This window comes from Streptomyces sp. NPDC059718, assembly GCF_042733315.1.
Lineage (GTDB): Bacteria > Actinomycetota > Actinomycetes > Streptomycetales > Streptomycetaceae > Actinacidiphila.
The window spans coordinates 1-26,183 of sequence record NZ_JBHWGA010000079.1 but is presented as its reverse complement, the minus strand read 5'-3'; the positions used below and the strand labels follow the sequence as shown (position 1 = coordinate 26,183).

Sequence of the window (26,183 nt, the reverse complement as noted above, 5' to 3'; positions counted from 1 at the left end):
CCCGGCCCCCCCGCCGGTTTCCCACGCACCCCCGCGCCGGGGGCTCTACACAGCTCCCGTCTGCACCCGCGGACGGCAACGAGACCCATGCCACCGGAGGGGGACCCGCTCCGGCGCCCGAACCCCGGCCATCCACCCACCGCACAGCGCCGACCGGCCCCAGGCCGCCACCTTCCCCTCCGCGGCCCGCATCCGTGCGTCCGAAGGGCGCGAGACGGCGGGACAGCCGGACGACCGCCTCAGGCACCCACGGAGATTGCCGCTAACCGCGCATCAGCGCGGCCAGCAGCGGGAGGAAGTACGCGAAGGGCGGGGTGAGGGCGTCGGGGTCCTTCGCCTCCTCGTCCCAGCGGCGGACGGCGACCGCGTCGGCCGCGCCCGGCAGCCCGGCGAACTCGGCCGCCTGGCGGGGGGTCATCACACCGCCCTGGACCTCCAGGGTGTACTTCGACGCCTCCGACAGCCGGTCGTGGTACCCCGGTTCCACCGCGCACAGGTAGCGCTTGGCGGCCACGTGCAGCCGCACCGGCTCGGTGACCTCGGGCCCGAACCAGCGGCCCAGCAGGTCGGCGCCGGTGTGGCTGTGCCGGTTGTCGTGGCCGGTCATCAGGTCCCGGCCGGTGACGACCTCGCCCTCGACGTGGCCGATGTCGTGCAGCAGCGCGGCGGCCACCAGGTGCGGCGGGGCACCGGCGGCCTCGGCCCGGGCTCCCGCCTGCAGCATGTGCTGGGCCATGGTGACGGGTTCGCCCAGGTACTCCGCGGACACCGCGCCCGCGAACAGTTCGGCGAGCGGCTCCAGGGTGTCCGTGCGGCGCAGCACGGCCAGGGTGCTCGCCAGCCCGTCCAGGTCGGCGTAGCAGCCCTGGAGGTGGCGCGCCCCGTCCTGGGCGAAGGCGGTGCGGGCGTGCAGCAGCCGGGTGTTGTCGAAGACCAGGCAGTCGCCGGGCGCGAGCCGCAGGTCCAGCTGCAGTTCGGGGCGGAGCAGCAGCTCGGCGAAGGTGCGGTAGGCCGTGTAGAACGCCTCCAGCTCGTCCGCGGCCATCCGCAGCGTGCCGATCGAGCGGTTGTTGAACCGGACTTCCCGCACGCGGCCCAGCGGGTCGGTGCCGATCAGGGGGCGGTCGGCCCGCAGTTCGGTTCCCGCGTCTCGGAAGACGAACGGCACGGGCGTGCGGGTGAGCACGTCGTACGCCTCCGGGTCCTCGCGGCGCAGCAGCGCGGCCGCCGCGAAGCCGTCGACGAGACCGGAGTCGCCGCCGTCCGCGTCGTTGACCAGGCAGTGCAGCAGCTGGAGCGTCGGAACGGGATCCCGGTACGGGTTGTCGGTGTGCGGCGTGATGGCGGCCGAGGTGAAGGCGAGGTTGTTCGGGTCCGGCTCGACGCGCACGTCGAAGAGCTTCCCGTAGTTGGTCTCGCGGACGAACCCGAAGGTCTCGGCCACCTCCAGCACCTGGCCCTCACGCCCGGGCACACCGCGCAGCAGCATGAAGCCGAGGCGCAGCACGGACTCCAGCATCCGGGCCCGCACACCCGGCTCGCCCACGTACTCCTCCCAGTCCGCCTCGGGCAGCCGCCCGGCGACCTCGCGCGCGGTCCACAGTTCCTTCCCGGCCTCGGTGCGCAGGTCACCGTGCCCGGTCCGGCCGGGCCGGGCGGCCTCCAGCCACGTCAGCGGGTACGACGAGCGGTGCCCGTCGGGCTCCCAGACCACCTCGACGGCGGGCCGGCCTTCACCGGCGGAGTCGGTTGCCCGGCCGACCCGCAGCCCGGCGGGCAGGGAACCGATCTGGAACAGCTTCTGCCCGGACCGCGGGTCGCGGCACTCGGCGCAGGGGCAGTTGTCGCGGAGCCACATCGCCGGAAGATCGCCGACGGGAAAGCTGGACAGGGCGGACACGGTCACTCCTCGGGGCAAAGTTGTATAGCCAACTTCTCCGACCGTCACAGGCGGAGACGTCCCGGAGGTGACCGCGGCATGGCGCCGCGGCGAACGCCCGCCCTCTAAGGCCCCGCCCGGCCCAGCAGCTCCCCCCGACGAGTTCGCCGACCTGCCCGGTCTCGATGAGGAAGCCGTCGTGCCCGTACGGGGAGGCCACGACCCGCACGGGCCCCGCGCCGGGGATGCCCGCCGCCAGCTCCTCCTGCTGCGCGAGCGGGTAGAGGCGGTCGGAGGAGACCCCGGCGACCACGGTCCTCGCGGTCACCCGGCGCAGGGCGGCCCGCACCCCGCCGCGTCCGCGGGCGTCCGCAGCATCCTGCGCGGCCGCTCGTGGTCCGGGGCCGGGGGAGTGCGGAAGGTGGAGGTCGGCACCGACGGCGGTGCCACCTGGCGGAGGGCCGGACTGCGCGACGTCCCGCGCCGGGACGGGTGGGTGCGCTGGACCGTCCCGTGGCGGCCGCGCACGCCGGGCCCGGCCGTGCTGCTGGCGCGCGCCACCGACACCGTGGGGCGGACCCAGCCGGACGCGGCGGTGCTCAACACCCAGGGCCACCTCTTCGACGGCGTGGTGCGGCATCCGGTGGTCGACGCCTGACGCGGCGCCGTGGGTGGGGACAGGCCGCGCCGCTCCCTGTACGATGCGGACCACCGAGGTTACCGGCCGGTAGGTATGCCGTTCGCGGGGCCAGGGCGAAAGCGCCGACCCGGCCGCGTTCCCGGAGCCGTCCGGCCGCCCGGCCGCCCGGCCCTTCGCCCCAAGGAGCAGTCATGCCCACGCTCGACCGCCAGGACGACGTCTTCATCCTCGACCTCGGGGACACCGAGAACCGCTTCCACCCCGACTGGCTCGCGGCCGTCGACGCCCTGCTCGACGAAGTGGAGAAGGCCGAGGGGCCGCGGGCCCTGGTCACCGCGGCCACCGGCAAGTTCTGGTCCAACGGGCTCGACCTGGAGTGGCTGTTCGCCCACGCGGACCAGGCCGGTGCGTACGTCACGGGCGTGCAGGCCCTGCTCGCCCGTTTCCTGACCCTGCCGGTGGCCACCGTCGCCGCCCTGCAGGGGCATACCTTCGCCGCCGGCGCGATGCTCTCGCTGGCCCACGACTTCCGTGTGATGCGCGCCGACCGCGGCTACTGGTGCCTGCCCGAGGCGGACATCAACATCCCCTTCACCCCTGGCATGTCGGCCCTCATCCAGGCCCGCCTGCACCCGCAGACGGCCCACGAGGCGATGACCACCGCGCGCCGCTACGGCGGCCTCGACGCGCTGGCCGAGCGCATCGTGGACCGTACGGCGGGCGAGGACGAGGTCCGCGAGGCGGCCGTGGCCCTCGCCCGCCCTCTGGCCGGCAAGGCGGGCGCCACGCTCGGCACGATCAAGACCCGCATGTACGGCCCCGCGCTGGAGGCCCTCCGCCAGGAGGACGTCCCCCTCGGCTGAACCCGTACGCCGACGGGGGGCCGGGGTCAGCGGGGGTCGTTGAGCCAGTCGCCCGGGAGGTCGTCGCGCACCCGGTCGAGCGCCTCCTCGGTACGGGCCCGCGCCCACAGGCAGGTGCGGTCGTCCTCGCGGAGTATGACGTCGGGTCCGGCGTACCAGCGCGCGCCCAGGTCCTCACCGGGCGGGTACGCGGGGAACGGCAGCGGGGTGAACCGCCCGTCCAGGGCGTCGAAGTGGGCCTCGTCGAGGTCGTCGCGGAAGTCGCAGAGCTCGAACGGCTCGTGCAGCGACTCCGACAGGACGATCTCGACGCAGGCCCACGAGAAGCGGTCCAGCCACGCCGACCACCGCTCGGCCTCCTTGTCCGCGAGGTCCGGCTTCATGACGACCGGCGGATCGGGCTTGTGCAGGTCGGCGAGGAGGATGCCCCACGACGCGGCGCCCTGGTTCTCGTACCGGAAGACCAGCGCCTCCTCGCGGGCGTCCACGTGGAGCTGCTCGGGTGCGAGCAGCGTGTCGTGGTTGCTGGTGAGGTCCGGGCGCCGCCCGAAGAGCCGGTAGGCGTCGCGGAGCACGGCGGGGAGGGCGAAGCCCAGGCGCTCCTCGGCGGCGGCCAGCTCGGGCGCACCGTACCCGTCGCCGTCCTGGAGGGGCGCGAGCCAGTGCCCGGCGAAGCCGCGCACGAACCGCAGGGCCCTGGCCGGGTCCGTCATGCCCGCAGCCAGCTCCCGCCGCACGTCGAAGTCGTCTGTCATGCCGGGCACGCTATCGCGCCGCCGGACCACGCCCGCCCGCCGCGGACCGAGCGCAAGGCGCGCGGCCGGTCAGCCCGCGTGCGGGAAGGAGTGGTGCTCGTGCGCGACCACCCACCGGCCGTCCCGCCTCCGCAGCCCGAGCGTGAGGCGGAGCCTGATTCCGGGGTCCCGGGCGAAGTCCTCCGGGGTCCCGCAACGGAGCAGGGCGTACGCGAACGCCACGTCGTCGCCGGCGGTGACCTCCAGGGACACGATCTCGAACGAGGCGCCGCGGGCCTGCCAGTCGAAGAACGGCGGCCACACCTGGCGGTACGCGGTGAGGCCGCGGACGCCGTCGTGCGGAGGCGGCACGTCGAACATCACGATGTCCTCGCCGTGGTCGGCGACCACGGCGGCCAGGTCGCCCCGGTGCACCGCATCCGCCCAGCGCTCGATGAGCGCCCGGATCCGCGCCTCGTCGTCCCGCATGGTGCCGCCCTCCCGTGCCGCCACCGCGGCGATCACCGTCCGTCGCCGTCCCCCCGGCCAAGGGTGATGGGGCGGAGGGGGCGGGTGGGCGGGAATCCGCGAGTTGGTGCGGCCGCGTGCCCGCCCGATTAGCGTGCGGATATGGCACTACGCTTCCCCGCTTCGGTCACCATCGACGGCCGGTACGCGCGGCTGGTCCCGCTCTCGCCGCTGCACGTCCCGGCGCTGTTCGCGGCAGCCCGCGCCGACGAGGGGATGTGGCGCTGGCTCTCGACGACGCCGCCCGGTTCGCCGGGCGAGATGGCGGCGCTGGTGGGGCAGCGGCTGGCGCAGGCCGCGGCGGGGGAGTCCGTGGTGTTCGCGGTCGTCCCGCACGCCACGGAGCGCCCGTCGGGCTGGGCCGCGTACGTCGACATCTCGGTCGTCGACGAGCGCGTGGACATCGGCTGGAGCTGGCTGGACCCGGCCCTGTGGGGCGGCCCGGTGCACCTGGAGACCCACTTCATGCTGGTGTACTACGCCTTCGAGGACCTGGGCTTCGGGCGCGTCCAGTGGCGCCTGGACGACCTCGACCTGCCGACCCAGGACGCCGTCTCCCGCATCGGCGGCATCCGCGAGGGCGTGCTGCGCCGGCACTGCCGCCGGGTCGACGGGTCGTGGCGCGACACCGTGTACTACTCCTTGGTCGCCACGGAGTGGCCGGCCGTGCGGGAGCGGTGGATGTCGGGCTGGATCCTCGAATGACGACGGGCCTCAGTGCCCCTTGCGCGTGCGGCGCCAGGAGAACGGCCCCGGGAGGTCGACGGATTCGGTGCGCTCACCGCGGGTGTTGACGGTGTGGTGGACGCCCTTGCTGCCCGTCGTGATGGACAGCGAGCGCTTGTTGATGTTCAGGCGGACGCCGGGCAGGATCCGGAACGACTTGCGGAAGCGAAGAGGCACGTCGTGCTCCTTTCCGAGGGTTCGGTCTGGAGTACGTGTGCCCTGCTGACGGCCTTTCATCGGGGCCCGTTCCCACGGGTGTCGCGGATGCCCGTCGTCAGGCCACGCCGCCGCCGGCCGGCAGGCGCGCGGCGATGCCGTCGATGAGGAAGGCCAGGCTGAGTTCGAACTGCCCGTCCGCGTCCGGCCCGGAGGGTGCCTCCATCCACCGCGCGAGCAGCGGGTGCCGCCCGCCCGCCGCGGCCAGTTCGCGGGCGGCGGTGACGGCCGCGGCGAGTTGCTGCGGGGTGTGGATGCCGTGGCGGCGCCGCATGGCGAGCTCCTCGGCCTCCTGCTGCGCGCTGCCGAGGACGTGCCGGTCGAGGAGTGCCGCGTAGGTCATGGCCTCGCCCAGTGTGGCGCCCTGGCGTACGAGCACCTGGAGGACGAATTCGGTGCGGCGCATCATGTGCGGGCCCAGCGGCGGGCGCGTGGGGGCGAGCTGGGCGAACCACAGATGCCGCTTGACCGCGTCCCAGCTCCCGGTGGCCACCGCGTGCAGATCGGCCCGCCAGTCGGCGCCCGGCACCGGGGGTAGCGGGATCTCCGCCGTGACGGCGTCGAGCATGAGGTCGACGAGGCCGTCCTTGCTCATCACGTGACGGTAGAGGGCCATCGGCGTGTACGGGCCGAGCCGCTTGGCCACCGCGGCCATCGTGAGAGCCTGCGCGCCGCCCTCGTCGGCGACGGCGATCGCGGCGCGCACGATGTCGTCCCGCTCCAACGGGCTCTGGCGGCGCCGCGGCGCGGGCTGCGTCCAGATCAAGGAGGCCGGGGCGCCTTCCGGGGTCTCCTTCGTCTCCTTCACGGGGGGAGTTTACAACGTCAGCTAAAGTATATGGCATATACGTAAGAGCAAGGGAGCAGTCATGAGCCAGCCCACGGCCCCGGCCGGGATCCGCCTCGGCGTCGTCAGGGGCATCAGCTACGGGATGTTCGGGGCGCCGGACAGCTTCGTGCCGGAGACGCGGGAGCTCGGCGCCGGGCTGGTGCGCGTCTTCCTCTACTGGGGGCAGGTCGAGCCGGAACCCGGACGGTACGACTGGTCCGTCGTCGACGCCGTCCTCGGGCAGCTCGACCCGGCGGCCGAGCTCTGGGTCACCGTCTGTTCCAGCTCCCCGTGGGCGACCCGGCAGCCCACCGGCTTCCTCCCGTCCTCACCCGCGCTCGACCCCGCCGGGTACGAGCGCTTCGTCGGCGACCTGGTCGCCAGGTGCCGGGGACGCGTGGACCACTGGCAGTGCGGCAACGAGCCCAGCAACACCGGACTCCTGTGGGCGGGCACGGCGGCGGAGTACGTCGGACAGCTCACCGCCTTCCACCGTGCCGTACGCGCCGCGGACCCGGCCGCCTCGGTCGTCCTCGGCGGCTGCGGGTACGACGTGCTGTCCGGCCCCGCGGACGGCGAGGCCCGGCGGTTCTTCGACCACGTCGTCGAGCACGGCCGCGACGCCTTCGACCTCTTCGACGTCCACCTGTACGGGGACCCGCACGCGATCCCGGACCAGATCGCCCAGGTGCGCGCGATGATGCGGCGGCACGGATACGAACGCCCGGTGGTGGCGGGGGAGTACAACGGCCCCACCCTCTTCGAGTTCCCCCGGGCCCAGGCGGAACTCGAGCGGGCGATGACGGCGGCCTTCACGGGGGCGGCGGAGCCCGGCGAGGCCCCGGACCGCGCGACCATGCGCCTGCTCTACGAACGCTCCCCCGAACTCCCGCCGGAGCTGCGCATGTTCATGGAGGACTGCCCTCCGGAGCTCGCCGCGCGCCGCGACCGCATCAACAGCCGCCAGATCGTCACCCGCACCGTCCTGGCCCTCGCCTGCGGTGTCACCCGCACGGCCTGCTGGAACCTGGCCCCGGAGATCCCCGGCCACCGCGACCGCCTCAACCTCATGGGCTTCCTCTTCGGCAGGCTCGCCCTGCTGGACTACGAGGGCACCGCCCTGACCCGCCGCCGCCCCGCCGCCCACGCCTTCGCCCTCCTGGCCGCGTACCTCGACGGTGTCACGGCCGTCCGCCGCCTCGCCACGGAGGACCGGTCCGGCCTGTACGCCTTCGAGGTGTCCCGGGAAGGCCGCGGCGCGCTCCAGATCCTCTGGCGCTCCGGCGATCCCTTCACCGGCGAGGACGCCCCGGGGACCCTCGTCGACCTCCCCTGGCCCCACGCCGGCGCCCACGCGGTCGACGCCTTCGGCGCCGCCGTCCCGCTGCGCCGCGCCGACGGCACCGTCGGCGTCCCGCTCTCGGTCACCCCGGTCTTCCTCTCGACGGAGCCCCCGGGAGGCGTGACCGGTCGGCCCACGGCGGCTCAGGCCCCGGCCGCGTAGGCCCAGAAGGCGCGCATCGTCGCCGGGGCGGCCGGCCCGGTCAGTTCGACCTGCGTGAGCAGCACCGTCACGGTGTCCGTGGACGGCGTGATGTGCGCCGCCGTGCCGGTGCCGCCGATCCAGCCGTAGCGTCCCGGTACGTTCCACGGGGCGACGGCCGCGACGTCCACCGAACCGCCGAAGCCCCAGCCCTGCCCCTCCAGGAAGACCGCGCTCGCGTCGCGCTCGGCCGCCGGCAGGTGGTCGGTGGTCATCAGCCGTACGGACTCCGCCGACAGCAGCCGGCGGCCGCCCACGGCGCCTTCGGCGAGGAGCATCCGGCCGAAGGCGTACCAGTCGTCGACGGTCGACACCAGGCCGCCCGCGCCGGACGGGAACGCCGGAGGGGTGCTCCACTGGCCGTCGGGCGGGTCCACCAGCTCCAGCCCGCCCTCCGGATCCGGGCGGTAGTAGCCGGCGAAGCGGCCGAGGTCGGCTCGCGGCACGGCGAAACCGGTGTCGGTCATGCCGAGCGGCTCGAAGATCCGCTCGGCCAGGAACCCGCCCAGCGGACGGCCCGACACCCGGGCGACCAGGACGCCCTGGATGTCGGAGCAGGTGTTGTAGAGCCAGGCCTCGCCCGGCTGGTGCAGCAGGGGGATCCCGGCCAGCGTCGCCATCCAGGCGTCCGGTGCCATGACCTGCTGCGGCCGCGGCGGGCCCTGCTTGAGCTCGCCGAACAGCGGGACGAGCGCGGGCAGGGAGAAGTCCGCGGGGAAGCCGTACCCGGCGCGCGAGGCCAGCAGGTCGAGGACGGTGATGGGCGCCGCGGCCGGCACCACGTCGTCGAGCGGGCCCGCCGGGGTGCGGACGACCATCGGTTCGGCCAGTTCGGGCAGCCATGCGGCGACGGGGTCCGACAGGGCGATCCGTCCGTCGTCGACGAGCATCATGACCGCCGCCGCGACGACCGGTTTGGTGATCGAGGCGATGCGGAAGAGCGAGTCCCTGGTCATGGGGGTGGGGTCCCCGACGCCGAGGGTCCCCGCGGCCGCCACCTCGACCCGGTCGCCGCGCGCCACCAGGCCCACGGCCCCCGGCACCGATCCGTCGTCCACGAACGCCTGCAGGATGTCGTGCAACTGCTGCTCCATCGCTCCGCCTTCCCTCGTGTGCCGTCACGGAGAGGACTCCCGCCGCGGCGCGGACTCATCGGTCCGCCGCCGCGCGGCCCGTTCGGCGGTGTGTTGCAGCGGGCGGCACCCGGACACCCGCGTAGCGTACGGAAGGCCGGCCCGTATCGGGGCGTACACGGAGGAAAGGCGCCGGATCCATGCAGCAGGAGCGCGGTGGCCGCTGTGACGTGATCGTGGTCGGGGCGGGCGCCGCCGGGCTGGCGTGCGCGGCGGACCTCGCCGTGGCGGGCCTGACGGTGCGGGTCCTGGAGGCCTCGGACGGGGTCGGCGGCCGGATGCGCACCGACCGGCACCGCGGCTTCCTCCTCGACCGCGGCTTCCAGGTCTTCAACACCTCCTACCCCCAGGTGAAGCGGCGCCTGGAGCTGGAGCCGCTGCGGCTGCGGCCGTTCACCCCCGGCGTCCTGGTGCACACCTCCGGCGGGCGGCTGCGCTTCGCCGACCCGACCCGCCCGCCGTACGCGACCGCCGACCTGCTGCCGGGACGGCTCGCGTCGGGGCGCGACCTGGCGGCGCTGGCGGTCCTGAGCGCCCGTGACATGGCGCTGCCCCCGGGAAGACTGCGCGCCGGCGCGGACACCACGACGCTCACCGCGCTGGCCGCCGCGGGCATCTCGGCCGAGCTGGTGGAGACCCTGTTCCGGCCGTTCCTGTCGGGGGTCTTCCTGGAGGACGGACTGGAGACCTCCAGCCGCTTCTTCCACTTCGTGTGGCGCAGCATGCTGCGGGGCACCCTCGCCCTGCCCGCCGAGGGGATCGGTGCCGTGCCCGTCCAGCTCGCCGGGCGCCTTCCCGAGGACACCGTCCGCACCGAGGCCCCGGTGCGCGAACTGACCGGCGACGGGGTGCTGCTGGAGGACGGCACGGACGTCACCGCGCCCGTCGTGGTGGTGGCCACCGGACCGGGGGCGGCCGCACGGCTGCTGCCCGGTCTCACCATCCCGCCGACGCGGACCGTGACGACGTACTACCACGCCGCCGACCGGTCGCCGCTCGCCGAACCGATGCTGATGGTGGACGGACGCCGCCGCTTCCTCAACACCGTGGTCCTCACCGAAGTGCAGCCCGGACTGTCCCCGGACGGCCGCGCCCTGGTGGCGACCTCCGTGCTCGGTGCGCCGGGCCCCGCCGACGAGCCCGCCCTGACCGCGGCGCTGTCGGACGCGTACGGCACGGACGCCTCCGCCTGGGAGCCGCTGCACCGCTGCACCGTGCGCGAGGCGCTGCCCGCGATGCCGGCACCGCACCCGATGACCCGCACCACCCGCTTCGCGCCGGGGCGTCACGTGTGCGGCGACCACCGGGCGACCGGGTCGCTCCAGGGCGCGCTGGCCTCGGGCACGCGGGCCGCCCGCGAGGTGCTGTCGGACCGGCGCCGCGCGGCGACACGGCTGCGCTGAGGCGCCGGGACGGCCGGGACGCGGGGCGGCCGGGGCGCGGGGCGCTCAGTCGATCGCGGCGTCCACCAGGGCGACGGCGATGGCGCGGGCGTGGGCGCCCGGCCCGGTGGCGTTCAGCGCGGTGCTGCGGGCGACGGCGCCGTCGTAGAGCAGGGCGAGCCGTTCGCCGAGCGCCTCGGGGTCACGGGCCCCCGCCACCCGTGCCAGGGCTGTCAGCCTGCGGGCGAACTCCCTCTTGTAGGCGGCCACCAGCAGGTGGACCGGGTGGTCGGGGTCGGGCACCTCGACGGCGGCGTTCAGGAAGGGGCAGCCGCGCAGCGGTCCGTCCGGCCGCCCCGGCGGCCACTCGAAGACCGCCAGGAGTTGCTCCCGCGGGTCCGGGCACGGCTCCCCGGGGATCACCTCGGCGGGGAGCAGGCCGTCCTCGAGTTCGCGCAGATAGGCCTGGACGAGGTCGTCCTTGCTCGCGAAGTGCGTGTACAGGGTGCGCTTCGACACGTTGGCGACGGTGGTCAGCTGGTCCATCCCGGTCGCGTTGACCCCCTGGGCGATGAACAGCTCCGTCGCCGCCTTGAGGATCCGCTCCCGGGCGCCTCGGCCACTGCGCCGGCGTACGGGGGAGGGTGCGTCGCTCATGCCGTTAAGGATACCGATCGTTTTACTTCACCGGAAACGGCTGTTACGGTGGAGCGCATAAGGAAACCGATCGGTTTACTTAAGGGCTCGGCGGACCCTCCCGCCGCCCCGTCCCGCGGACGCGGGCCGTGTCCCCGCGCACGCCTCCGCTTCCCGCCGCAGTGCCGCGGCGACCCCCCGTTGTCCCCGTCGACCGGGCCGCCCGGCCCGCGTACGGCGCGACCGTGCCTCTTCCCCGGAGACAGACCCATGACCCGTTCCCCCTCGGACCCCGCGGGCGGCACCGCCGTCGTGCGGGCGCCCGCCCCCGGCGGCCCGGCGGCCGCGCGCCGCGGCCCGCACCCCGGGCTCGTGCTCGCCGTCCTCGCCACGTCGGTGTTCCTCTCCGCCCTCGACGCCTTCGTCGTCAACGTCGCCCTGACCCCCATCGGGCACGGCGTGGGCGAGACCTCGCTCTCCCGGCTCAGCTGGATCCTCAACGGCTACGCGATCGTGTACGCCGCGCTGCTCGTCCCGGCCGGGCGGCTGAGCGACCGCTACGGGCGCAAGGCCGGATTCCTCCTCGGGCTCGGCGTGTTCACCCTCGCCAGCCTGGGCGCCGCCCTCAGCGGCGACCTGTGGGTCCTGGTCGCGTTCCGCTTCCTGCAGGCGGCGGGGGCGGCCGTCCTCACCCCCGCCAGCCTCGGGCTCGTGCTGACCACGGCGCCACCCGCCAGGGTCACCCGCTCCGTGCAGGTCTGGGCGGCCAGCGGCTCGCTCGCCGCGGCGGCCGGACCGGTGGTCGGCGGCCTGCTCGTCCAGGTGGCCTGGCAGTGGATATTCCTGCTCAACCTGCCGATCGGCGCCGCCGCGTTCGTCCTTGCCGTACGGCTGCTGCCGGGCGGCCGCCCGGACACCGGCGCCCGGCTGCCCGACCTCGTCGGCGGGGCCCTGCTGGTGGTGGCGATCGGCACGCTCGCGCTGGGCCTGGTCCAGGGCCCGGAGTGGGGATGGGCGGCGGCGCCGACCGTCGGAGCCTTCGCCGCCGCCGCGGCGGCGCTCGCGGCCTGCCTCCTGCGCTCGGCTCGGCACCCCGTCCCCGTCGTCGACCTGAGCCTGCTGCGCGACCGCGTGTTCGCCTCGGCGAACGTCGCCGCCCTGCTGTTCTACGCCGCCTTCGGGCTCCAGTTGCTCGGCCTGACCCTGTGGCTGCAGCAGGTGTGGCACTGGTCGGCCATCGAGACCGGCCTCGGCGTCGCGCCCGGCCCGGCCATGGTGTTCGCCGCCTCGGCCCTCGGGCGGCGGATCGGCCGGCGCGTCCCGGCCGGCGCCGTCGCGGCGCTCGGCTCGGCGCTGGTCGCCCTCGGTACCGCGTGGACCGCGCTCCATGCCGGAGGGCGCCTCGACTACGCCGTCGACATCCTGCCCGGCTGGCTGGTCGCCGGGGTCGGCGTGGGACTGGCCCTGCCCACGATGATCTCGTCGGCCACCTCGGGCCTGCCCAGGGACCAGGCGGCCACCGGCAGCGCCGTCGTCACCATGGCCGGTCAGATCGGCACCGTGCTGGGCGTCAGCGGCCTGGTCGTCGTCCTGGCCGCGGCCGGTCCCCGCGACCCGGCGCACGCCTTCTCCCTCGCCTGGTGGATCTCGACCGGCGTCGTGGCGCTGAGCGCCCTCGCCGCGCTGGGGATCAGCCCCCGGACCGTACGACCGTCGTCACCGCGGGAGGGAAAGGCGTGATGCGCCACCGGAGTTGACCCCGCCCGTGACCACCCGCCCGTGACCCCCCAGTGACCACCCCCGCGGCACGCCGCACACCACCGCCCCACGGCAGCACCACCCCGACAAGGAGAGACCTGATGCGTTACACGACCTTCGGACACCGGACCGGCCTGCGCGTCTCGGAGTACGCCCTCGGCACCGGCAACTTCGGCACCCGCTGGGGCGCCGGCGCCGACCCGGACGAGTCCCGCCGGATGTTCGACAGGTTCGCCGAGGCCGGCGGCACCTTCCTCGACACCGCCGACAACTACCAGTTCGGCGAGTCGGAGGAACTGCTCGGCCGCTTCATCGCCGCCGACCGCGACCACTTCGTCGTGGCCACCAAGTACAGCGTCGGCGCCGTCCCGCGCCCCGACATCTCCGGGAGCGGCAACGGGCGCAAGAACATGGTCCGGTCGCTGGAGGCCAGCCTCAAGCGCCTCGGGACCGACCACCTCGACCTGTTCTGGGTGCACTTCCCGGACGAACTCACGCCGATGGAGGAGATCCTGCGCGGCCTGGACGACCTGGTGAGCTCCGGCAAGATCCTGCACGCCGCCCTGTCGAACTTCCCCGCGTGGCGCGTCTCCCGCGCCGTCACCCTCGCCGAGCTGAAGAACTGGGCCCCCGTCGCCGGCATCCAGATCGAGTACAGCCTCGTGGAGCGCACCGCGGACCGCGAGGTGCTGCCGATGGCCGAGAGCCTCGGGCTGGGCGCCGCCCTGTGGTCCCCGCTCGGCGGCGGCCTGCTCACCGGCAAGTACCGCGGCGGCGACGAGGGCCGGCTCAGCGACCTGAAGACGCTGATCCACACCGAGTCGTCCGCCCAGAAGACCGCGGTCGTCGACACCGTCCTGGCCGTCGCCGAGGAGACCGCGGCGACTCCGGCGCAGGTGTCCGTGGCCTGGCTGCGCGAGCGGGCCGCCCGCGCCGCGACGTCCTTCGTGCCGATCATCGGCCCGCGCAGCACCGCCCAGCTCGAGGACTACCTCGGCGCGCTCGACGTGCGGCTCACCCCGGAGCAGTACACGCGGCTGAGCGAGGTCAGCGCCGTACCGCTCGGCGTCCCCCACGAGGCCACCGCCGGCGTGCTGGAGCGGGTCCGCGGCGGCGACTCCTCCCTGGTGGTCGAGCCGCCCCGGCCGGTCGCCTGACCCCCTGTGGCGGCGCGGCCCCGGTCACGACCGACCGGGGCCGCGCCCGCCCGGGCCTCCGGTGGACCGGATTCCCCCGGTCCGCGATGCTGGGGTTCCGCACCACGACCGAGGGGCGGCGAGGAGAGGAAGGACGGCGCGGCATGCCCATCATCTCGCGCGGATTCCACGGCCGGCGCCCCACGTCGGGCAACACACTTCCGCCGGGACAGTACGAGACCTTCGACTTCCCCGTCATGTCCGCCGGCCCCACCCCGCGGATCACCCAGGACGACTGGGAGTTCACCGTCACCACCGAGGACGGCACCCGCCACCGGTGGGACTGGGCGGAACTCATGGCGCTGCCCGCCGAGACGCCGACCGTCGACCTGCACTGCGTGACCAAGTGGTCGAAGTTCGGCACCCACTGGCGGGGCGTCTCCCTGGACGTGCTGCTCGCCGACGTCGAGACCGCCGCCGAGTACGCGCTCGTTCACTCCTACGGCGGCTACACCACCAACCTGCCCCTGGAGGACCTCCTCGACGGACAGGCGTGGATCGCCCACGAGTACGACGGTGACGAGCTCGCCCCGGAGCACGGCGGCCCCGCCCGGCTGCTGGTCCCGCACCTGTACCTGTGGAAGTCGGCGAAGTGGGTCCGCGGCATCCGGCTGCTCCTGGACGACGAGCCGGGCTTCTGGGAGAGCGTCGGCTACCACGACTACGGAGACCCATGGCGCGAACAGCGGTACCAAGGCGACTAGGCGACCGCCTGCGCTGGCGGGCCGCCGAACTGGTGGAACGGCGCGCCGAGTCCGAGGCGGCGTGGACCCTCGTGTTCGACGTGCCCGGCTGGCCCGGCCACCTGCCCGGACAGCACCTCGACCTCCGGCTCACCGCGGAGGACGGCTACAGCACCCAGCGCAGCTACTCCCTGGCGTCCGCGCCCGACGGCGACCGGATCGAACTGACCGTCCAGCGCGTCGAGGACGGCGAGGTCTCGCCCTACCTGACCGACGACCTCGCCGTCGGCGACGCCGTCGAGATCCGCGGCCCCGTCGGCGGCTGGTTCGTCTGGCGCCCCGAGCAGACCGAACCGGTCCTGCTGGTCGCGGGCGGTTCCGGGCTCGTCCCGCTCATGGCGATGGTCCGCGTCCGCGCCGCGGCGGGCAGCCGCGCCCCGTTCCGGCTGCTGTACTCCGTGCGCACGCCCGGGGACCGGTTCTACGCGGCCGAACTGGACCGGGGCGAGCCCGGCCTCGACACGACTCACCTCTACACCCGCTCGGCGCCGGACGGCGGGACCCGCCCCGCGGGCCGGCTCCAGGCGCGCGACCTGGCCGAATGGGGCTGGCCCGCGGACTTCGAGCCCACCTGCTACGTGTGCGGCCCCACCGGCTTCGTCGAGACGGCCGCAGGACTGCTGGTGGCCCTGGGCCACTCCCCGGACCGGATCCGCACCGAGCGTTTCGGTCCCAGCGGGGGATGACCCCGCGCCACCGCACCGGAAGGAGACCACCCCACCCATGACCGAGCGCTACGCCGCCCGCGTGATCGAGGTGCCCGACGAGGGCATCCGCCTCCACCCGACGGAGGGCTCGGCACCGCCCGAGCAGCCGACCGAGGTCAACCTGCTCGGCATGGCCGTCGCCCTGGCCCTCGGTGCGGCCGGCTACGAGCACCACCCCACCCTGCGCGACCCCCGTTTGCAGACCCTGGACGCGCTGCTCGCGGGCGAGGCCGTGATGCCCTGGCGTCCGCCCGCCGCCGGGACCGGGACCGCTGCGTACGTCGAGTGCGAGCGGTCCGGCTCCGGTGTCTTCACCTGCGCGGTCCGGCACCGGCCCGCCGACGGGGCCTGAGCGCTGCCTGTGCCCCTGGGGGTGGTACCCCCGTTCCCAGGTTCACCGGGGCCTCCCCGACCTGCGATGGAGGGCGCCGCGCCCGCTGTTCCAACGGATCGACGGGTGGTGGTCCGGAGACGGACGCCACGGAGACCGCGGATGAGGAGAGCAGTGCCGATGCTTGCCACCGTCACCGCCCCCGAGGACCGATGGTTCGTGGGATTGCGGTTCAGCACGGCCCGGGGTGCCGTGCGCAGCCACTACTACGTGGTCGGCGAGGCCGCCGACGCGGAGGACGCCGTGCGGACCGCCATGCACCGCGCCGCGGACGCGTACGAGTGCGCGGCGCGGGAGAACGCCGCGATCGACGGGGTCGAGGTGCGCCGTCTGCGCTGGAACCCCCTGGGCTGGGCCTACCTCACCGCTTCGGACCGGGACGCCGGCGCAGCCCTGTGCCTCGGGATCGGTGGCACGGCGGACTGCTGACCCTCATCCGGGCGGCGCCAAGGCGGGACGGCGTGGAGCACCTGATCACCCTGGACGACTCCGGGCGCATGGTGGCCACGGACCGCGCGGCCCTGGCACGGGCGGTGGCCGGACTGCTCGACGGCCCCCTCGACCGTCCCGAGCCGCAGTGCAGAACGGGCCTGGGACACCTGGTACCGGGCCACCACGAGGAGGCCGTCGCCCTCCTGGAGCGCTCACTGGCGCTCGCCGGCGAGCGGTCCGCCGTCGCCGTGCACATCAACCTGGGAGACGCCCACCGCTACGCCGGTGCCCTGGACGCCGCCGAGGCCCACTACCAGCGGGCCCTGCGCCTGGCCGGAACACACGCCCAGGACCTGCTCTCCTTCTGCTTCCAGCACCTGGGCAAGCAGCGCCTGGACCAAGGGCGCACCGAAGAGGCCCGCGCGTGGCTGGACAAGGCCCCGCAGCGGCGGCGCGCCCAGGGAGAGGCCTCACTCGTCGCGTCCTCGGAGGCGGCGCTGCGGCTCGTCGAGCGGGCCGGACACGCCGCTTCACGCCGCCCGGCTCCCGGTGGCGCGGCCGGCCCCTCGGTGGGTTAACTGGGCTAGTCGATGGGAGGTGGACCGTGCCTCGTGACCAGCGACCCGGGCATGGACCGTGGCCATGACCGGCACCGGCAACGGCGAGGGCGCCCCGGACGGCGCGTGCATCTTCGAGAAGGCCCTGTTCGAGCAGGCCAGGGCGGGCCTCGAGATGTACGACATGCGGTTGCGCGTCCTGCGCGCCAACCCCGCGGCCCTGGCCGTGCGCGGGCTGCCGGCGGACGTCGTGGTCGGCGCCGCCCTCGGTGACCTGGACGACCGGATCCCGCTCTCGCCCGTCATGAACGAGGTACTGGAGGGCGGTTCCGCGGTCCTCGACCGTCCCGTCAGCGCGTACCCGGCCACCGATCCGGGCAACCGCCACGACTACGCCGTCACCGGCTTCGTCCTGCGGGACGGCGGGCGGCCCATCGGCGTCGCAGCGATGGTCCACGACGTGACCCGAGACCTGCGCAAGCAGAAGGAACTGGACCTCCTCAACATGGCGCGGGCCGGCATCGGCAGCTCGCTGGACCCGCTGCGCACGGCGCAGGAACTGGCCGACATGGCGGTGCCGTGCTTCGCGGACGCCGTCGCGGTCGACCTGATGGAGTCCGTGCTCACCGGGGACGCGCCCGTGGGCCCGGTGACGGTCCGGCTGCCGATGCGGCGCGCCGCGTTCAAGTCCCGCGACGGGCAGTACGGCGCCTACCCCGTGGGCAGCGCCAGTCATTTCGCCTTCCCCACGCCGTACACGCAGGCCCTGGGCGACCTGCGGCCCCGGCTGGTGGACGCGGTGCCGTCGTCCGGCGGATGGCTGGTGCACGACCGGGCGCGCGCGGAGTTCATCGCCCGTTCCGGGGCGCACTCGCTGATCGTGACGCCGCTGACCGTCCACGGGCTGGTCATGGGCCTGGCCAGCTTCTACCGGGGCGGGTCGCGCCTGGTGTCCTTCGACGAGGAGGACCTGTCGCTGGCGACCCAACTGGCCACCTGCACGGCGATCTGCGTCGACAACGCCCGCCGTTTCACCCGCGAGCACACGGTCGCCACCGCACTGCAGCGAAGTCTTCTGCCGCGCCGGCCGCCGGAGGCGGCGGGGGTGCGGTCCTCGCACTGCTACATGCCCGGCCGCTACGGCGCCCACTGGTTCGACGTCCTGCCGCTGTCGAGCTGCCGGGTCGGGCTCGTCATCGGGTACGTCGCCGGGGAGGACCTGCAGGCCTCCACGGCGATGGGGCGGCTGCGGACCGCCGCCTCCACGCTGGCCGCGATGGACCTCCCGCCCGACGAGCTGCTGGCCCACCTCGACGACGCGGGCCGGCGGCTGGCGCGCGAGCAGGACGCGGACCCGGTGACGCTGCACCACGCGCGGCCGCCCTTCACCGCCTCCTGCCTGTACGTGACGTACGACCCGGTCAGCCAGGCGTGCGCGGCGGCCTCCGCCGGGCACGCCTCCCCGCTGCTGACCGGGCCCGACGGGGCGGTGAGCACGCTGGAGGTACCGGCCGGGGCGGCGCTCGGCCACGGCACGCCCTACGAGACGGTGACCACGCGGCTGCGGGCCGGCAGCCTGCTGACGCTCTACTCCGACGGCAGCGCGCACCGCCACCCGGCCGAGGCCGAGGAGCGGCTCACCCGGCTGCGCAAGGTGGTCGCAGAACCCGCGGCCGCCCCCGAGGAGGTGTGCGACGAGATCGTCTACAAGGTGCTGCGCGGCGCGACCCCGCAGGACGGCGCCGCCGTGCTGCTGGCCAGGACCCGGACCATCGCCCCCGACCACATCTCCAGCTGGACCTTCCCCGCCGAGGCGCCCTCCGTCCGTGAGGCCCGCCGTGCCGCGCACGGCCGGCTGGCGCAGTGGGGGCTGGAGGACCACGCCCCGGTCACCGACCTGGTCGTCAGCGAACTCGCCACCAACGTCATCCGGCACGCGAAGGGCCCCATCCGGCTGCGGCTGATCCTCGACCGGGGACTCACCGTCGAGGTGCACGACGACGCCGACACCGCGCCGCACCTGCGCCACGCCCGTCTGCAGGACGAGGGCGGACGCGGTCTGTTCATCGTCGCCTCCCTCACACGGCACTGGGGCACGCGCTACGAGGAGACGGGCAAGACGATCTGGGCCGAGCAGGAGCTGCCGAACCCCTGAGACGGGCCGCCACCGGGGCCCGTTCGCCCGCGCCGCCCGTTGGGATGATCGCACCGCGCGGCACGTCCAATGTGCCGGGTGGGTGCGGTGCGAGCGTCTAGCGTCACGGTGTGTGGCGGCATGTGACACCCCGCGACCGGCGGGTGCCGTCCGCCTCGGCGTCCACGGGCCCTGGGAGCACTGCGCACCATGAGCGAGCGATCCACCGTCCACTCGGTGACCTACGACCTGCTGCGGTCACTGCGGCTGACCACGGTCTTCGGCAACCCGGGATCCACCGAGGAGACGTTCCTCCAGGACTTCCCGGACGACTTCACGTACGTCCTGGCCCTGCAGGAGGCCTCCGTCATCGCCATGGCGGACGCCTACGCCCAGACCACCCGCCGCCCGGCGCTGGTGAACGTGCACTCGTCGGCCGGGCTCGGCAACAGCGTCGGCAACCTGGTCGCCGCGTACCACGGGCACACCCCGCTGATCGTCACCGCGGGCCAGCAGCACCGCGAACTCGTCATCGGCGAGCCCTACCTGGGCAACCGCGAGGCGACGACCCTGCCCAAGCCGTGGGTGAAGTGGTCGTACGAGCCGGCGCGCGCGCAGGACGTGCCCGAGGCCTTCATGCGCGCCTACGCCACGGCGCTGCAGCCGCCCGCGGGGCCGGTGTTCCTGTCCATCCCGCTCGACGACTGGAACCGGCCGCTGACCGGCCCCGCCGTCCTGCGCGACGTCAGCACGGCGTACGCGCCGGACCCGGAGCGACTGCGGCGCTTCGCCGCGCGCATCACGGCGAGCCGGCGTCCCGCCCTGGTCTTCGGGCCCGAGGTGGACCGCGCCGGCGGATGGCAGGCCGCCGTGGCGCTCGCCGAGCGGCTGAACGCGGCGGTCTACAGCCCGCCGCTCGCGGACCGCGCGTCGTTCCCCGAGGACCACCCCCTCTACCGGGGCCCGCTCGGCATGTCGGTGCGGGCCATCGGCGGACGGCTCACCGGCCACGACCTGGTGGTCGTCATCGGGGCCGAGGTCTTCCGGTACTACCCGTACGTGCCCGGCGAGATCCTGCCGCCGGGGACCGAACTGCTGCACATCACGAGCGACCCGGCGGTCGCCGCGGCCGCCCGCGTCGGCGACAGCCTCCTGGGCGACGCCCGGATGTCGATCGAACTGCTCACCGAGGAGGTCGCCGACGGCGGAGACCGCGAACGGCCCGAGCCCATGCCGCGCCCGCGGAAGCTGCCGCGGACCCCGAGCAGCCCGCCGACGCCCGCCGAGGTCTACGCCGCTCTCGCCGAGGTCCGCCCGGAGCACGCCGTCTTCGTCAACGAGTCCACCTCGACCATGGCCGAGCACGCCGAGTGGCTGCCCACCGTGGAGCCCGGGTCCTTCTTCGCCACCCCGAGCGGCGGCATCGGCTGGGCCCTGCCGGCCGCCGTCGGCATCGCCCTCGGCGACCGGGACCGCGGGGTCAGGCGTCCGGTGGTGGCCCTGATCGGGGACGGTTCCTTCCAGTACTCGGTGCAGGGGCTGTGGACCGCCGTGCAGCAGGGGCTGCCCGTCGTGTACGTCGCGATGCGCAACGGGGAGTACTCGATCCTGAAGTCCTTCGCCGACCTGGAGCGGACCCAGGGCGTGCCCGGACTCGACCTCCCGGGACTGGACATCGTGTCCGTGGCGCGGGGCTTCGGCTGCCGGGCCGTCGAGGTGGCGAGCACGGCGGAGCTGGAGAAGGAGTTCACGGCCGCCCTGGAGTCCGGCGTCACCTGCGTCATCGTGGTGACCACCCGGCCCCGGAAGATCGCCCTCTGAGGCGCGGGGAACGGAACGCCGTCATGGATCTGGGATGCCGGGACCACGTCTACCTGCTGACCGGCGGCAGCCGGGGACTCGGCCGGGCCGTGGCGGAGGTGCTGCCCGTCGACGGCGGTGAGCTGCGGGCGCTCTGACGGCCCGGCGAACCGGGCGACGAGCCAAGGACACACCGGAGCGGCCGGGTGTGCGGTACGGAAGGGGAACAGTGCTCGGCCAGGCTATCGGGGCCGTGCTGCCCGCGGCCCTCGCGGTGGCACTCAGCCCGTTCCCCGTGATCGGCGTCGTCATGATCCTGGGCGGAGGCGAAGGCCGGCGCAACGGCCCGCTCTTCGCGGCCGGATGGATCGCCGGACTCGTCGCCGTGGCCGCCGTCGTGGCCGTGGCGTTCGGCGGCGCCCACGACCCCCACAGCACCCTCTCGGCGGTCGCCGACTGGGGACGGGTGTGCGCCGGCAGCGCGCTCCTCGTCCTCGGCGCGCGCAAGTGGTGGCGCCGCCCGAGGGACGGTGACGAGGCGCAGGCGCCGGGCTGGACGAGGTCGCTGGACGAGGCGACGGCCGCACGCGCGCTGCTGCTCGGCCTCCTGCTGTCGGCGGCGAACCCGAAGAACCTCGTCCTGACGGCCTCGGCCGCCGCGTCGATCGCGGAGACCGGCGCGCAGGGCACGGACCTCGCCCTCGCCGTGGTCGCGTTCGTCCTGGTCGGTTCCTGCGTCGTGCTCGGCGCGGTGCTCCTGCACCTCGCCGGCGGGGAGCGCGCGGCCCGCGTCCTGGACGGCCTGCGGCGGTTCATGGTCGCCAACAGCACGGTGATCCTGGTGGTCGTGCTGCTGCTCCTGGGCGCGAGCGTGCTCGGCGACGGCCTCGCCGGACTCGACCGCTGACCCTCGTGGCCCGCGGGACGGCTGGTAGGGTGACGCGCGTTCGATCGGGAACCAAGGGAGTACGAACGTGGCGGGTGACGACGACATCTCCGGGTGATCCGGGTGTCCTCGGCCATGGGCGGGCGCGTACGACGCGCCGTCGCCGTGGCCGCTTCGTCATGCCATCCCACTTCCTTTCCCGTGCGGCGGCACCCTGCCCGCGCGCGGCGATCTCCCGAGGGCCCACCCATGTCCGACGCGTACGTCATCTGCTCACACCTGTCCTTCTCCTGGCCTGACGACACCCCCGTCTTCGAGGACCTGTCCTTCACCGTCGGCGGCGGCCGCACCGGTCTCGTGGCGCCGAACGGCGCCGGCAAGAGCACCCTCCTCAAGCTGATCGCCGGGGAGTACCGGCCCCGTGGCGGCACCGTCACCGTCAACGGGGCGCTCGGCTACCTGCCGCAGAGCCTGCCGCTGGCCGGCGACCTCACCGTGGCCGAGGTCATGGGGGTCGCCGACGTGATCCGCGCGATCGACGCCATCGAGTCGGGGGACACCTCGGAGGAGCACTTCACCACCATCGGAGACGACTGGGACATCGAGGAACGCACCCGCGTCGAACTGGACCGGCTCGGCCTCGGGGACGTCTCCCTCGCCCGGCCGTTGCGCACCCTGAGCGGCGGCCGGATCGTCTCGCTCGGCCTGGCGGCGCAACTGCTCAAGCGGCCCGACGTCCTGCTGCTCGACGAACCCACCAACAACCTGGACATCGACGCACGACGCGCGCTGTACGGGGTCCTGGAGGAGTGGCGCGGCTGCCTGCTGCTCGTCAGCCACGACCGCGAACTGCTCGACCGGGTGGACCGGGTGGCCGAACTCGACGGCGGCGCGCTCCAGTTCCACGGCGGCAACTACACCCGGTACGAGGAGGCCGTGCGGGCCGCCCAGGAGGTCGCCGAGCGGAACGTCCGCAGCGCCGAACAGGAACTCAAGCGCGAGAAGCGCGAGTTGCAGCAGGCGCGCGAACGGGCCGCGCGCCGGGCCGGCAACGCGGCCCGCACCCTCGACAGCGCGGGCCTGCCCAAGATCTTCGCCGGGACGCTGAAGCGCCGCGCCCAGGAGTCGGCGGGGCGGTCGAACGAGACCCACTCGGCCCGGGTCGGCGAGGCCAGGGCACGCCTGGACGAGGCGGGCCGGGCCCTGCGCGACGACCAGCGGATCGTGGTGGAACTGCCCGGCACCCGGGTTCCCGCCGGACGCACGCTGTTCGTCGGCGAGGGGTTGCGGATCCGCTACGACGGGCGGGACGTCTTCGCGGGCGAGGGCGCCGCCCTGACGATCCGCGGGCCGGAGCGGATCGCCCTGACCGGCCCCAACGGCGCAGGCAAGTCCACCCTGCTGCGCCTGCTCCACGGCGACCTCGAACCCGTGGACGGCGGCCGGGTCAGGCGTGCGGACGGCCGGGTCGCGTACCTGTCGCAGCGCCTGGACCTGCTGGACGCCGACCGCACGGTGGCGGAGAACCTCGCGCGGTCCGCCCCGGCGACGCCGGAGGCCGAGCGGATGAACCTGCTCGCCCGCTTCCTGTTCCGGGGGCAGCGCGCCCACCTGCCGGTCCGGGTGCTGTCCGGGGGCGAACGGCTGCGCGCCACCCTGGCCTGCGTCCTGTGCGCCGAGCCCGCCCCGCACCTGTTGCTGCTGGACGAGCCGACCAACAACCTCGACCTGGTCAGCGTGGGGCAACTGGAGAACGCCCTGGCCGCCTACGAGGGCGCCTTCGTCGTGGTCAGCCACGACCTGCGGTTCCTCGAGCGGATCGGCGTCGACCGCCGGCTGCACCTGTCCGAGGGGCGGCTGCTGGAGACCGGCTCCGCCCCGGCGTAGGCCCGGGCCGTGTCGTCACATGCCCTCCCCCAGCCTTCGGCCGGGGGTGCCCCCGCCCCGCGGTGCTGCCCCGGCCTTCGGCCCGGGGGAGTTGTGGCACCGTCCGAGCAGCCCACTACGAGGACGACTCTCCGCCTTGCGATGCACCGCACCTGGGGGCACCTCCCAGCGGAGCTGGGGGAGCTCCTTTGACGACACGGCCCGGGCCCGCGGCCGGCCCCTGGGCGCCGCCGCGTGCCACCCCTGCCGTCTCCGAGGCCCCAGCCCCAGCCTCAGCCCCGGCCCCGTCACGGCGGCCGGGGCAGCCGACCCCTTCCCCTGGTGATCCCCATGACCCCATCCGCCCTGTCCGCCCATGAGCTCGTCCGTACCTTCGGCAGCCGACGCGTGCTCGACGGCTTCTCCCTCACCGCCGCCCCCGGGCACCGGATCGGTCTGCTCGGCGAGAACGGCGCCGGCAAGTCGACCCTCCTCGAACTGCTCGCCGGAGTGGCCGAGCCCGACGCCGGGACCGTGGTCCGCCCTGCTGACCTGGGCTTCCTGCGCCAGGAGCTGCCCTTCCCCGGCAGCGCGACCGTCGCCGACGTCCTCGACGACGCCCTGCGCGAGGCGCGCCGGCACCTGGCCGAGCTCGACCGGCTCGCCGCCGCCCTCGCCGGGACCCCGCAGGACGCGCCGGGCCACGGCGAACTGCTCGACGCGTACGCGGGAGCGCTCGACGCGGCCCAGGCCCAGCAGGTCTGGGACGCCGACCGCCGTGCCGGGATCGTGCTCGCCGGGCTCGGCCTCGGCGACGTCCCGCGCGACCGCGCGCTCTCGCGGTTGTCCGGAGGGCGGCGCGGCCGGCTGGCGCTCGCCGCGCTCCTGGTGCGACGGCCCACCGCGCTCCTGCTCGACGAGCCGACGAACCACCTGGACGACGACGCCGCGGCCTTCCTCGAGGAGCAACTGCGCGGCCTGCCGGGGGCCGTGGTGGTCGCCAGCCACGACCGGGCCTTCCTCGACGCCGTCTGCACCGATGTGATCGACCTCGACCCGGCCGCCGGCGGCCCGACCCGCTACGGCGGCAACTACAGCGCCTACCTGAAGGAGAAGCACGCCGAACGGGCCCGCTGGCAACGGCGTTTCGAAGCCGAGCAGGAGGAACTCGCCGAGCTGCGCCGGTCGGTGGACGTCACCGGGCACCGGGTCGCGCACGACCGGCCGAAACGCGACAACGAGAAGATGGGGTACGGCCACTCCGGCGGCCGTGTGCAGCAGCAGATCTCCCGGCGCGTCCGCAACGCCGCCCGCAGGCTGGGGCAACTGGAGCGCGATCAGGTCGCCCGGCCGCCGGAGCCGCTGCGGTTCCGTGCCGCCGCGCTCGCCGCCGGGTCCGCCGAGGGCGTCCTGCTGTCGCTGCGCGACGTCCACGTACCCGGCAGGCTCCGCCTGGACCACCTCGACGTGCCGGCCGCCGACCGGCTGCTGGTCACCGGGGTGAACGGGGCCGGGAAGTCGACCCTCCTGGCCGTGCTCGCCGGGCACCTGGCGGCGGCGGGCGGCGTACGCCGCAGGGAAGGCCTGACCGTCGGCCTGCTCACCCAGGACACGGTGTTCGAGCGGCCGCACCGCACGGCACGGGAGACCTACGCGTCGTCGCTCGGCGCCGAGCGCGCGGAGGCCGTGCCGCTGGCCGTCCTCGGGCTGCTCGGGGCTCCGGAGCTGGACCGGCCGGTCGGGCGGCTGTCCGTCGGGCAGCGGCGCCGGCTGGCCCTGGCCCTGCTGGTGGCCGACCCGCCCGAGCTCCTCCTGCTCGACGAGCCCACCAACCACCTCTCGCCCCGGCTCGCGGACGAACTGGAGGAGGCGCTCGGCCCGGGACCGGGCGCGATCGTCGTCGCCAGCCACGACCGGCGGCTGCGTTCCCGCTGGAGCGGCCGTGAACTGCGGCTGGAAGCCTCATGAGCCAGGCGGCGCCCGCCGTGCCCATGCCCGGAGGTGTAACCTTCAAACACGTAATGAAGGGTTACCCGGGAATGGGGGGCGCCGAGCATGACGGCCGACACCACGGACGACGACTTCCTGCTGGAGCTGCTCAACACGACCCCGGTCGTCGAGGGCACCCAGGTGGACGAGCTGGCCGGCCCGGACGCCGGCCGCCGCTGGCTGCGCGCCCACGGCGGAACCGGCACGGCGCAGGAGCTGCGCCACCTCCTGGCGGCGCGCGACGTGCTGCAGCGCGTCGCGCGCGGGGACGGTGAGCCCGGCGACCTCCAGAAGCTGCTCACCGGGGTCGTCCGGGTGCCGCGGGTGACCGCGCACGGCATCGACTGGGAGTTGGAGGCCCCCGCGGACCGTATACCGGCCGTCCGGGCCGTCACGGTCTGGGGCGCGCTCCAGGAAGGCCGGCCCGGACGTCTGCGGCCCTGCGCCAACGAGGAGTGCCGGCTGTTCCTGCTCGACCGCAGCAAGGCCAACACCGCCCGCTGGTGCTCCATGGCCGCCTGCGGCAACCGGATGAAGGCCCGGCGCCACCACCGTCGCGCCCGCGCCACGGCCTCCGACTGACGTACGACGGCGGCCCGGGGGCCCGGGGGGGCC

Annotated in this window: 24 protein-coding genes and 1 pseudogene; 18 read left to right on the top strand and 7 right to left on the bottom strand. The window is 74.6% G+C overall.

Translation table 11 applies throughout. From position 1 onward, the window contains the following. Nucleotides 1-262: 262 nt before the first annotated feature. On the bottom strand, nucleotides 263-1,900 hold the full coding sequence (gene tmpA, locus ACFV3E_RS44080; RefSeq protein ID WP_500541825.1) for a 2-trimethylaminoethylphosphonate dioxygenase: 1,638 nt from the start codon (nucleotides 1,898-1,900) through the stop codon (nucleotides 263-265). 358 nt (nucleotides 1,901-2,258) lie between these two features. On the opposite strand from tmpA, the pseudogene ACFV3E_RS44075 reads away from it, so the two are divergent. Together ACFV3E_RS44075 and ACFV3E_RS44070 are read left to right on the top strand one after the other, a co-directional pair. Then, nucleotides 2,259-2,537: pseudogene (locus ACFV3E_RS44075) on the top strand (sulfite oxidase); the annotation flags it as partial. 173 nt (nucleotides 2,538-2,710) lie between these two features. Then, on the top strand, nucleotides 2,711-3,382 hold the full coding sequence (locus ACFV3E_RS44070) for an enoyl-CoA hydratase-related protein (protein ID WP_500326297.1): 672 nt from the start codon (nucleotides 2,711-2,713) through the stop codon (nucleotides 3,380-3,382). A gap of 26 nt (nucleotides 3,383-3,408) precedes the next feature. On the opposite strand, the gene ACFV3E_RS44065 is transcribed toward ACFV3E_RS44070, so the two are convergent. Beyond that, nucleotides 3,409-4,137 carry an SMI1/KNR4 family protein gene (locus ACFV3E_RS44065; protein WP_500541823.1) on the bottom strand — a complete coding sequence of 243 codons (729 nt, stop codon included), beginning with the start codon at nucleotides 4,135-4,137 and terminating at the stop codon, nucleotides 3,409-3,411. A 69-nt stretch (nucleotides 4,138-4,206) separates the two neighbouring features. Continuing rightward, nucleotides 4,207-4,605, bottom strand: a complete 399-nt coding sequence (locus tag ACFV3E_RS44060) for a YybH family protein (RefSeq protein ID WP_500541827.1) — start codon at nucleotides 4,603-4,605, stop codon at nucleotides 4,207-4,209. Between the two features lie 141 nt (nucleotides 4,606-4,746). Between ACFV3E_RS44060 and ACFV3E_RS44055 the strand changes: the two genes are divergently transcribed. After that, nucleotides 4,747-5,349, top strand: a complete 603-nt coding sequence (locus tag ACFV3E_RS44055; protein ID WP_500541821.1) for a GNAT family N-acetyltransferase — start codon at nucleotides 4,747-4,749, stop codon at nucleotides 5,347-5,349. A gap of 9 nt (nucleotides 5,350-5,358) precedes the next feature. On the opposite strand, the gene ACFV3E_RS44050 is transcribed toward ACFV3E_RS44055, so the two are convergent. Next, entirely contained in the window at nucleotides 5,359-5,547 is a 189-nt protein-coding gene (locus tag ACFV3E_RS44050) for a DUF4236 domain-containing protein (protein ID WP_326570932.1), read from the bottom strand. A 97-nt stretch (nucleotides 5,548-5,644) separates the two neighbouring features. Beyond that, nucleotides 5,645-6,394: a TetR/AcrR family transcriptional regulator gene (locus tag ACFV3E_RS44045; RefSeq protein ID WP_500541819.1), complete on the bottom strand. Its 750-nt coding sequence runs from the start codon at nucleotides 6,392-6,394 to the stop codon at nucleotides 5,645-5,647. 61 nt (nucleotides 6,395-6,455) lie between these two features. Between ACFV3E_RS44045 and ACFV3E_RS44040 the strand changes: the two genes are divergently transcribed. Then, nucleotides 6,456-7,919 carry a hypothetical protein gene (locus ACFV3E_RS44040; RefSeq protein ID WP_500541817.1) on the top strand — a complete coding sequence of 488 codons (1,464 nt, stop codon included), beginning with the start codon at nucleotides 6,456-6,458 and terminating at the stop codon, nucleotides 7,917-7,919. Here ACFV3E_RS44040 and ACFV3E_RS44035 read toward each other — a convergent pair. Then, nucleotides 7,901-9,052 carry a serine hydrolase domain-containing protein gene (locus ACFV3E_RS44035; RefSeq protein WP_500541815.1) on the bottom strand — a complete coding sequence of 384 codons (1,152 nt, stop codon included), beginning with the start codon at nucleotides 9,050-9,052 and terminating at the stop codon, nucleotides 7,901-7,903. The two genes, ACFV3E_RS44040 and ACFV3E_RS44035, sit on opposite strands and share 19 nt — an antisense overlap. 179 nt (nucleotides 9,053-9,231) lie before the next feature. On the opposite strand from ACFV3E_RS44035, the gene ACFV3E_RS44030 reads away from it, so the two are divergent. Then, nucleotides 9,232-10,494: an FAD-dependent oxidoreductase gene (locus tag ACFV3E_RS44030; RefSeq protein ID WP_500541813.1), complete on the top strand. Its 1,263-nt coding sequence runs from the start codon at nucleotides 9,232-9,234 to the stop codon at nucleotides 10,492-10,494. A gap of 45 nt (nucleotides 10,495-10,539) precedes the next feature. Here ACFV3E_RS44030 and ACFV3E_RS44025 read toward each other — a convergent pair whose 3' ends face one another. After that, nucleotides 10,540-11,130, bottom strand: a complete 591-nt coding sequence (locus tag ACFV3E_RS44025) for a TetR/AcrR family transcriptional regulator (RefSeq protein WP_500541811.1) — start codon at nucleotides 11,128-11,130, stop codon at nucleotides 10,540-10,542. Between the two features lie 249 nt (nucleotides 11,131-11,379). Between ACFV3E_RS44025 and ACFV3E_RS44020 the strand changes: the two genes are divergently transcribed. The 13 genes from ACFV3E_RS44020 to ACFV3E_RS43960 all read left to right on the top strand — a co-directional run bounded on the left by ACFV3E_RS44020 (nucleotide 11,380) and on the right by ACFV3E_RS43960 (nucleotide 26,150). Next, the gene (locus ACFV3E_RS44020; RefSeq protein WP_500541809.1) at nucleotides 11,380-12,849 is read left to right on the top strand and encodes an MFS transporter; all 1,470 of its coding nucleotides are present in this window, start codon (nucleotides 11,380-11,382) and stop codon (nucleotides 12,847-12,849) included. A gap of 119 nt (nucleotides 12,850-12,968) precedes the next feature. Further along, nucleotides 12,969-14,024 carry an aldo/keto reductase gene (locus tag ACFV3E_RS44015; RefSeq protein WP_500541807.1) on the top strand — a complete coding sequence of 352 codons (1,056 nt, stop codon included), beginning with the start codon at nucleotides 12,969-12,971 and terminating at the stop codon, nucleotides 14,022-14,024. Between the two features lie 143 nt (nucleotides 14,025-14,167). After that, a complete protein-coding gene (locus ACFV3E_RS44010) occupies nucleotides 14,168-14,767 on the top strand; it encodes a sulfite oxidase-like oxidoreductase (protein ID WP_500541805.1) in 600 nt (199 codons plus the stop codon). Beyond that, nucleotides 14,737-15,492, top strand: coding sequence for a ferredoxin reductase (locus ACFV3E_RS44005; protein ID WP_500541803.1), 756 nt, complete (start codon nucleotides 14,737-14,739; stop codon nucleotides 15,490-15,492). The genes ACFV3E_RS44010 and ACFV3E_RS44005 overlap by 31 nt, the downstream gene beginning before the upstream one ends. Before the next feature lie 37 nt (nucleotides 15,493-15,529). Continuing rightward, entirely contained in the window at nucleotides 15,530-15,865 is a 336-nt protein-coding gene (locus ACFV3E_RS44000; protein ID WP_500541801.1) for a hypothetical protein, read from the top strand. Nucleotides 15,866-16,006: 141 nt separating this feature from the next. Continuing rightward, nucleotides 16,007-16,333, top strand: a complete 327-nt coding sequence (locus tag ACFV3E_RS43995; protein WP_500541799.1) for a hypothetical protein — start codon at nucleotides 16,007-16,009, stop codon at nucleotides 16,331-16,333. A gap of 32 nt (nucleotides 16,334-16,365) precedes the next feature. After that, the gene (locus tag ACFV3E_RS43990; RefSeq protein ID WP_500541797.1) at nucleotides 16,366-16,914 is read left to right on the top strand and encodes a tetratricopeptide repeat protein; all 549 of its coding nucleotides are present in this window, start codon (nucleotides 16,366-16,368) and stop codon (nucleotides 16,912-16,914) included. Nucleotides 16,915-16,978: 64 nt separating this feature from the next. After that, entirely contained in the window at nucleotides 16,979-19,048 is a 2,070-nt protein-coding gene (locus tag ACFV3E_RS43985) for an ATP-binding SpoIIE family protein phosphatase (protein WP_500541795.1), read from the top strand. 189 nt (nucleotides 19,049-19,237) lie between these two features. Then, nucleotides 19,238-20,848, top strand: a complete 1,611-nt coding sequence (mdlC, locus tag ACFV3E_RS43980) for a benzoylformate decarboxylase (RefSeq protein WP_500541793.1) — start codon at nucleotides 19,238-19,240, stop codon at nucleotides 20,846-20,848. A 208-nt stretch (nucleotides 20,849-21,056) separates the two neighbouring features. Next, nucleotides 21,057-21,734, top strand: a complete 678-nt coding sequence (locus ACFV3E_RS43975; RefSeq protein ID WP_500541791.1) for a GAP family protein — start codon at nucleotides 21,057-21,059, stop codon at nucleotides 21,732-21,734. Nucleotides 21,735-21,962: 228 nt separating this feature from the next. Next, nucleotides 21,963-23,600 (top strand): ABC-F family ATP-binding cassette domain-containing protein, encoded by a 1,638-nt coding sequence (locus ACFV3E_RS43970; protein ID WP_500541789.1) that lies wholly within the window; start codon nucleotides 21,963-21,965, stop codon nucleotides 23,598-23,600. 330 nt (nucleotides 23,601-23,930) lie between these two features. Then, nucleotides 23,931-25,547: an ABC-F family ATP-binding cassette domain-containing protein gene (locus ACFV3E_RS43965; RefSeq protein ID WP_500541787.1), complete on the top strand. Its 1,617-nt coding sequence runs from the start codon at nucleotides 23,931-23,933 to the stop codon at nucleotides 25,545-25,547. Between the two features lie 87 nt (nucleotides 25,548-25,634). After that, nucleotides 25,635-26,150 (top strand): CGNR zinc finger domain-containing protein, encoded by a 516-nt coding sequence (locus ACFV3E_RS43960; protein ID WP_500541785.1) that lies wholly within the window; start codon nucleotides 25,635-25,637, stop codon nucleotides 26,148-26,150. Nucleotides 26,151-26,183 lie beyond the last annotated feature (33 nt).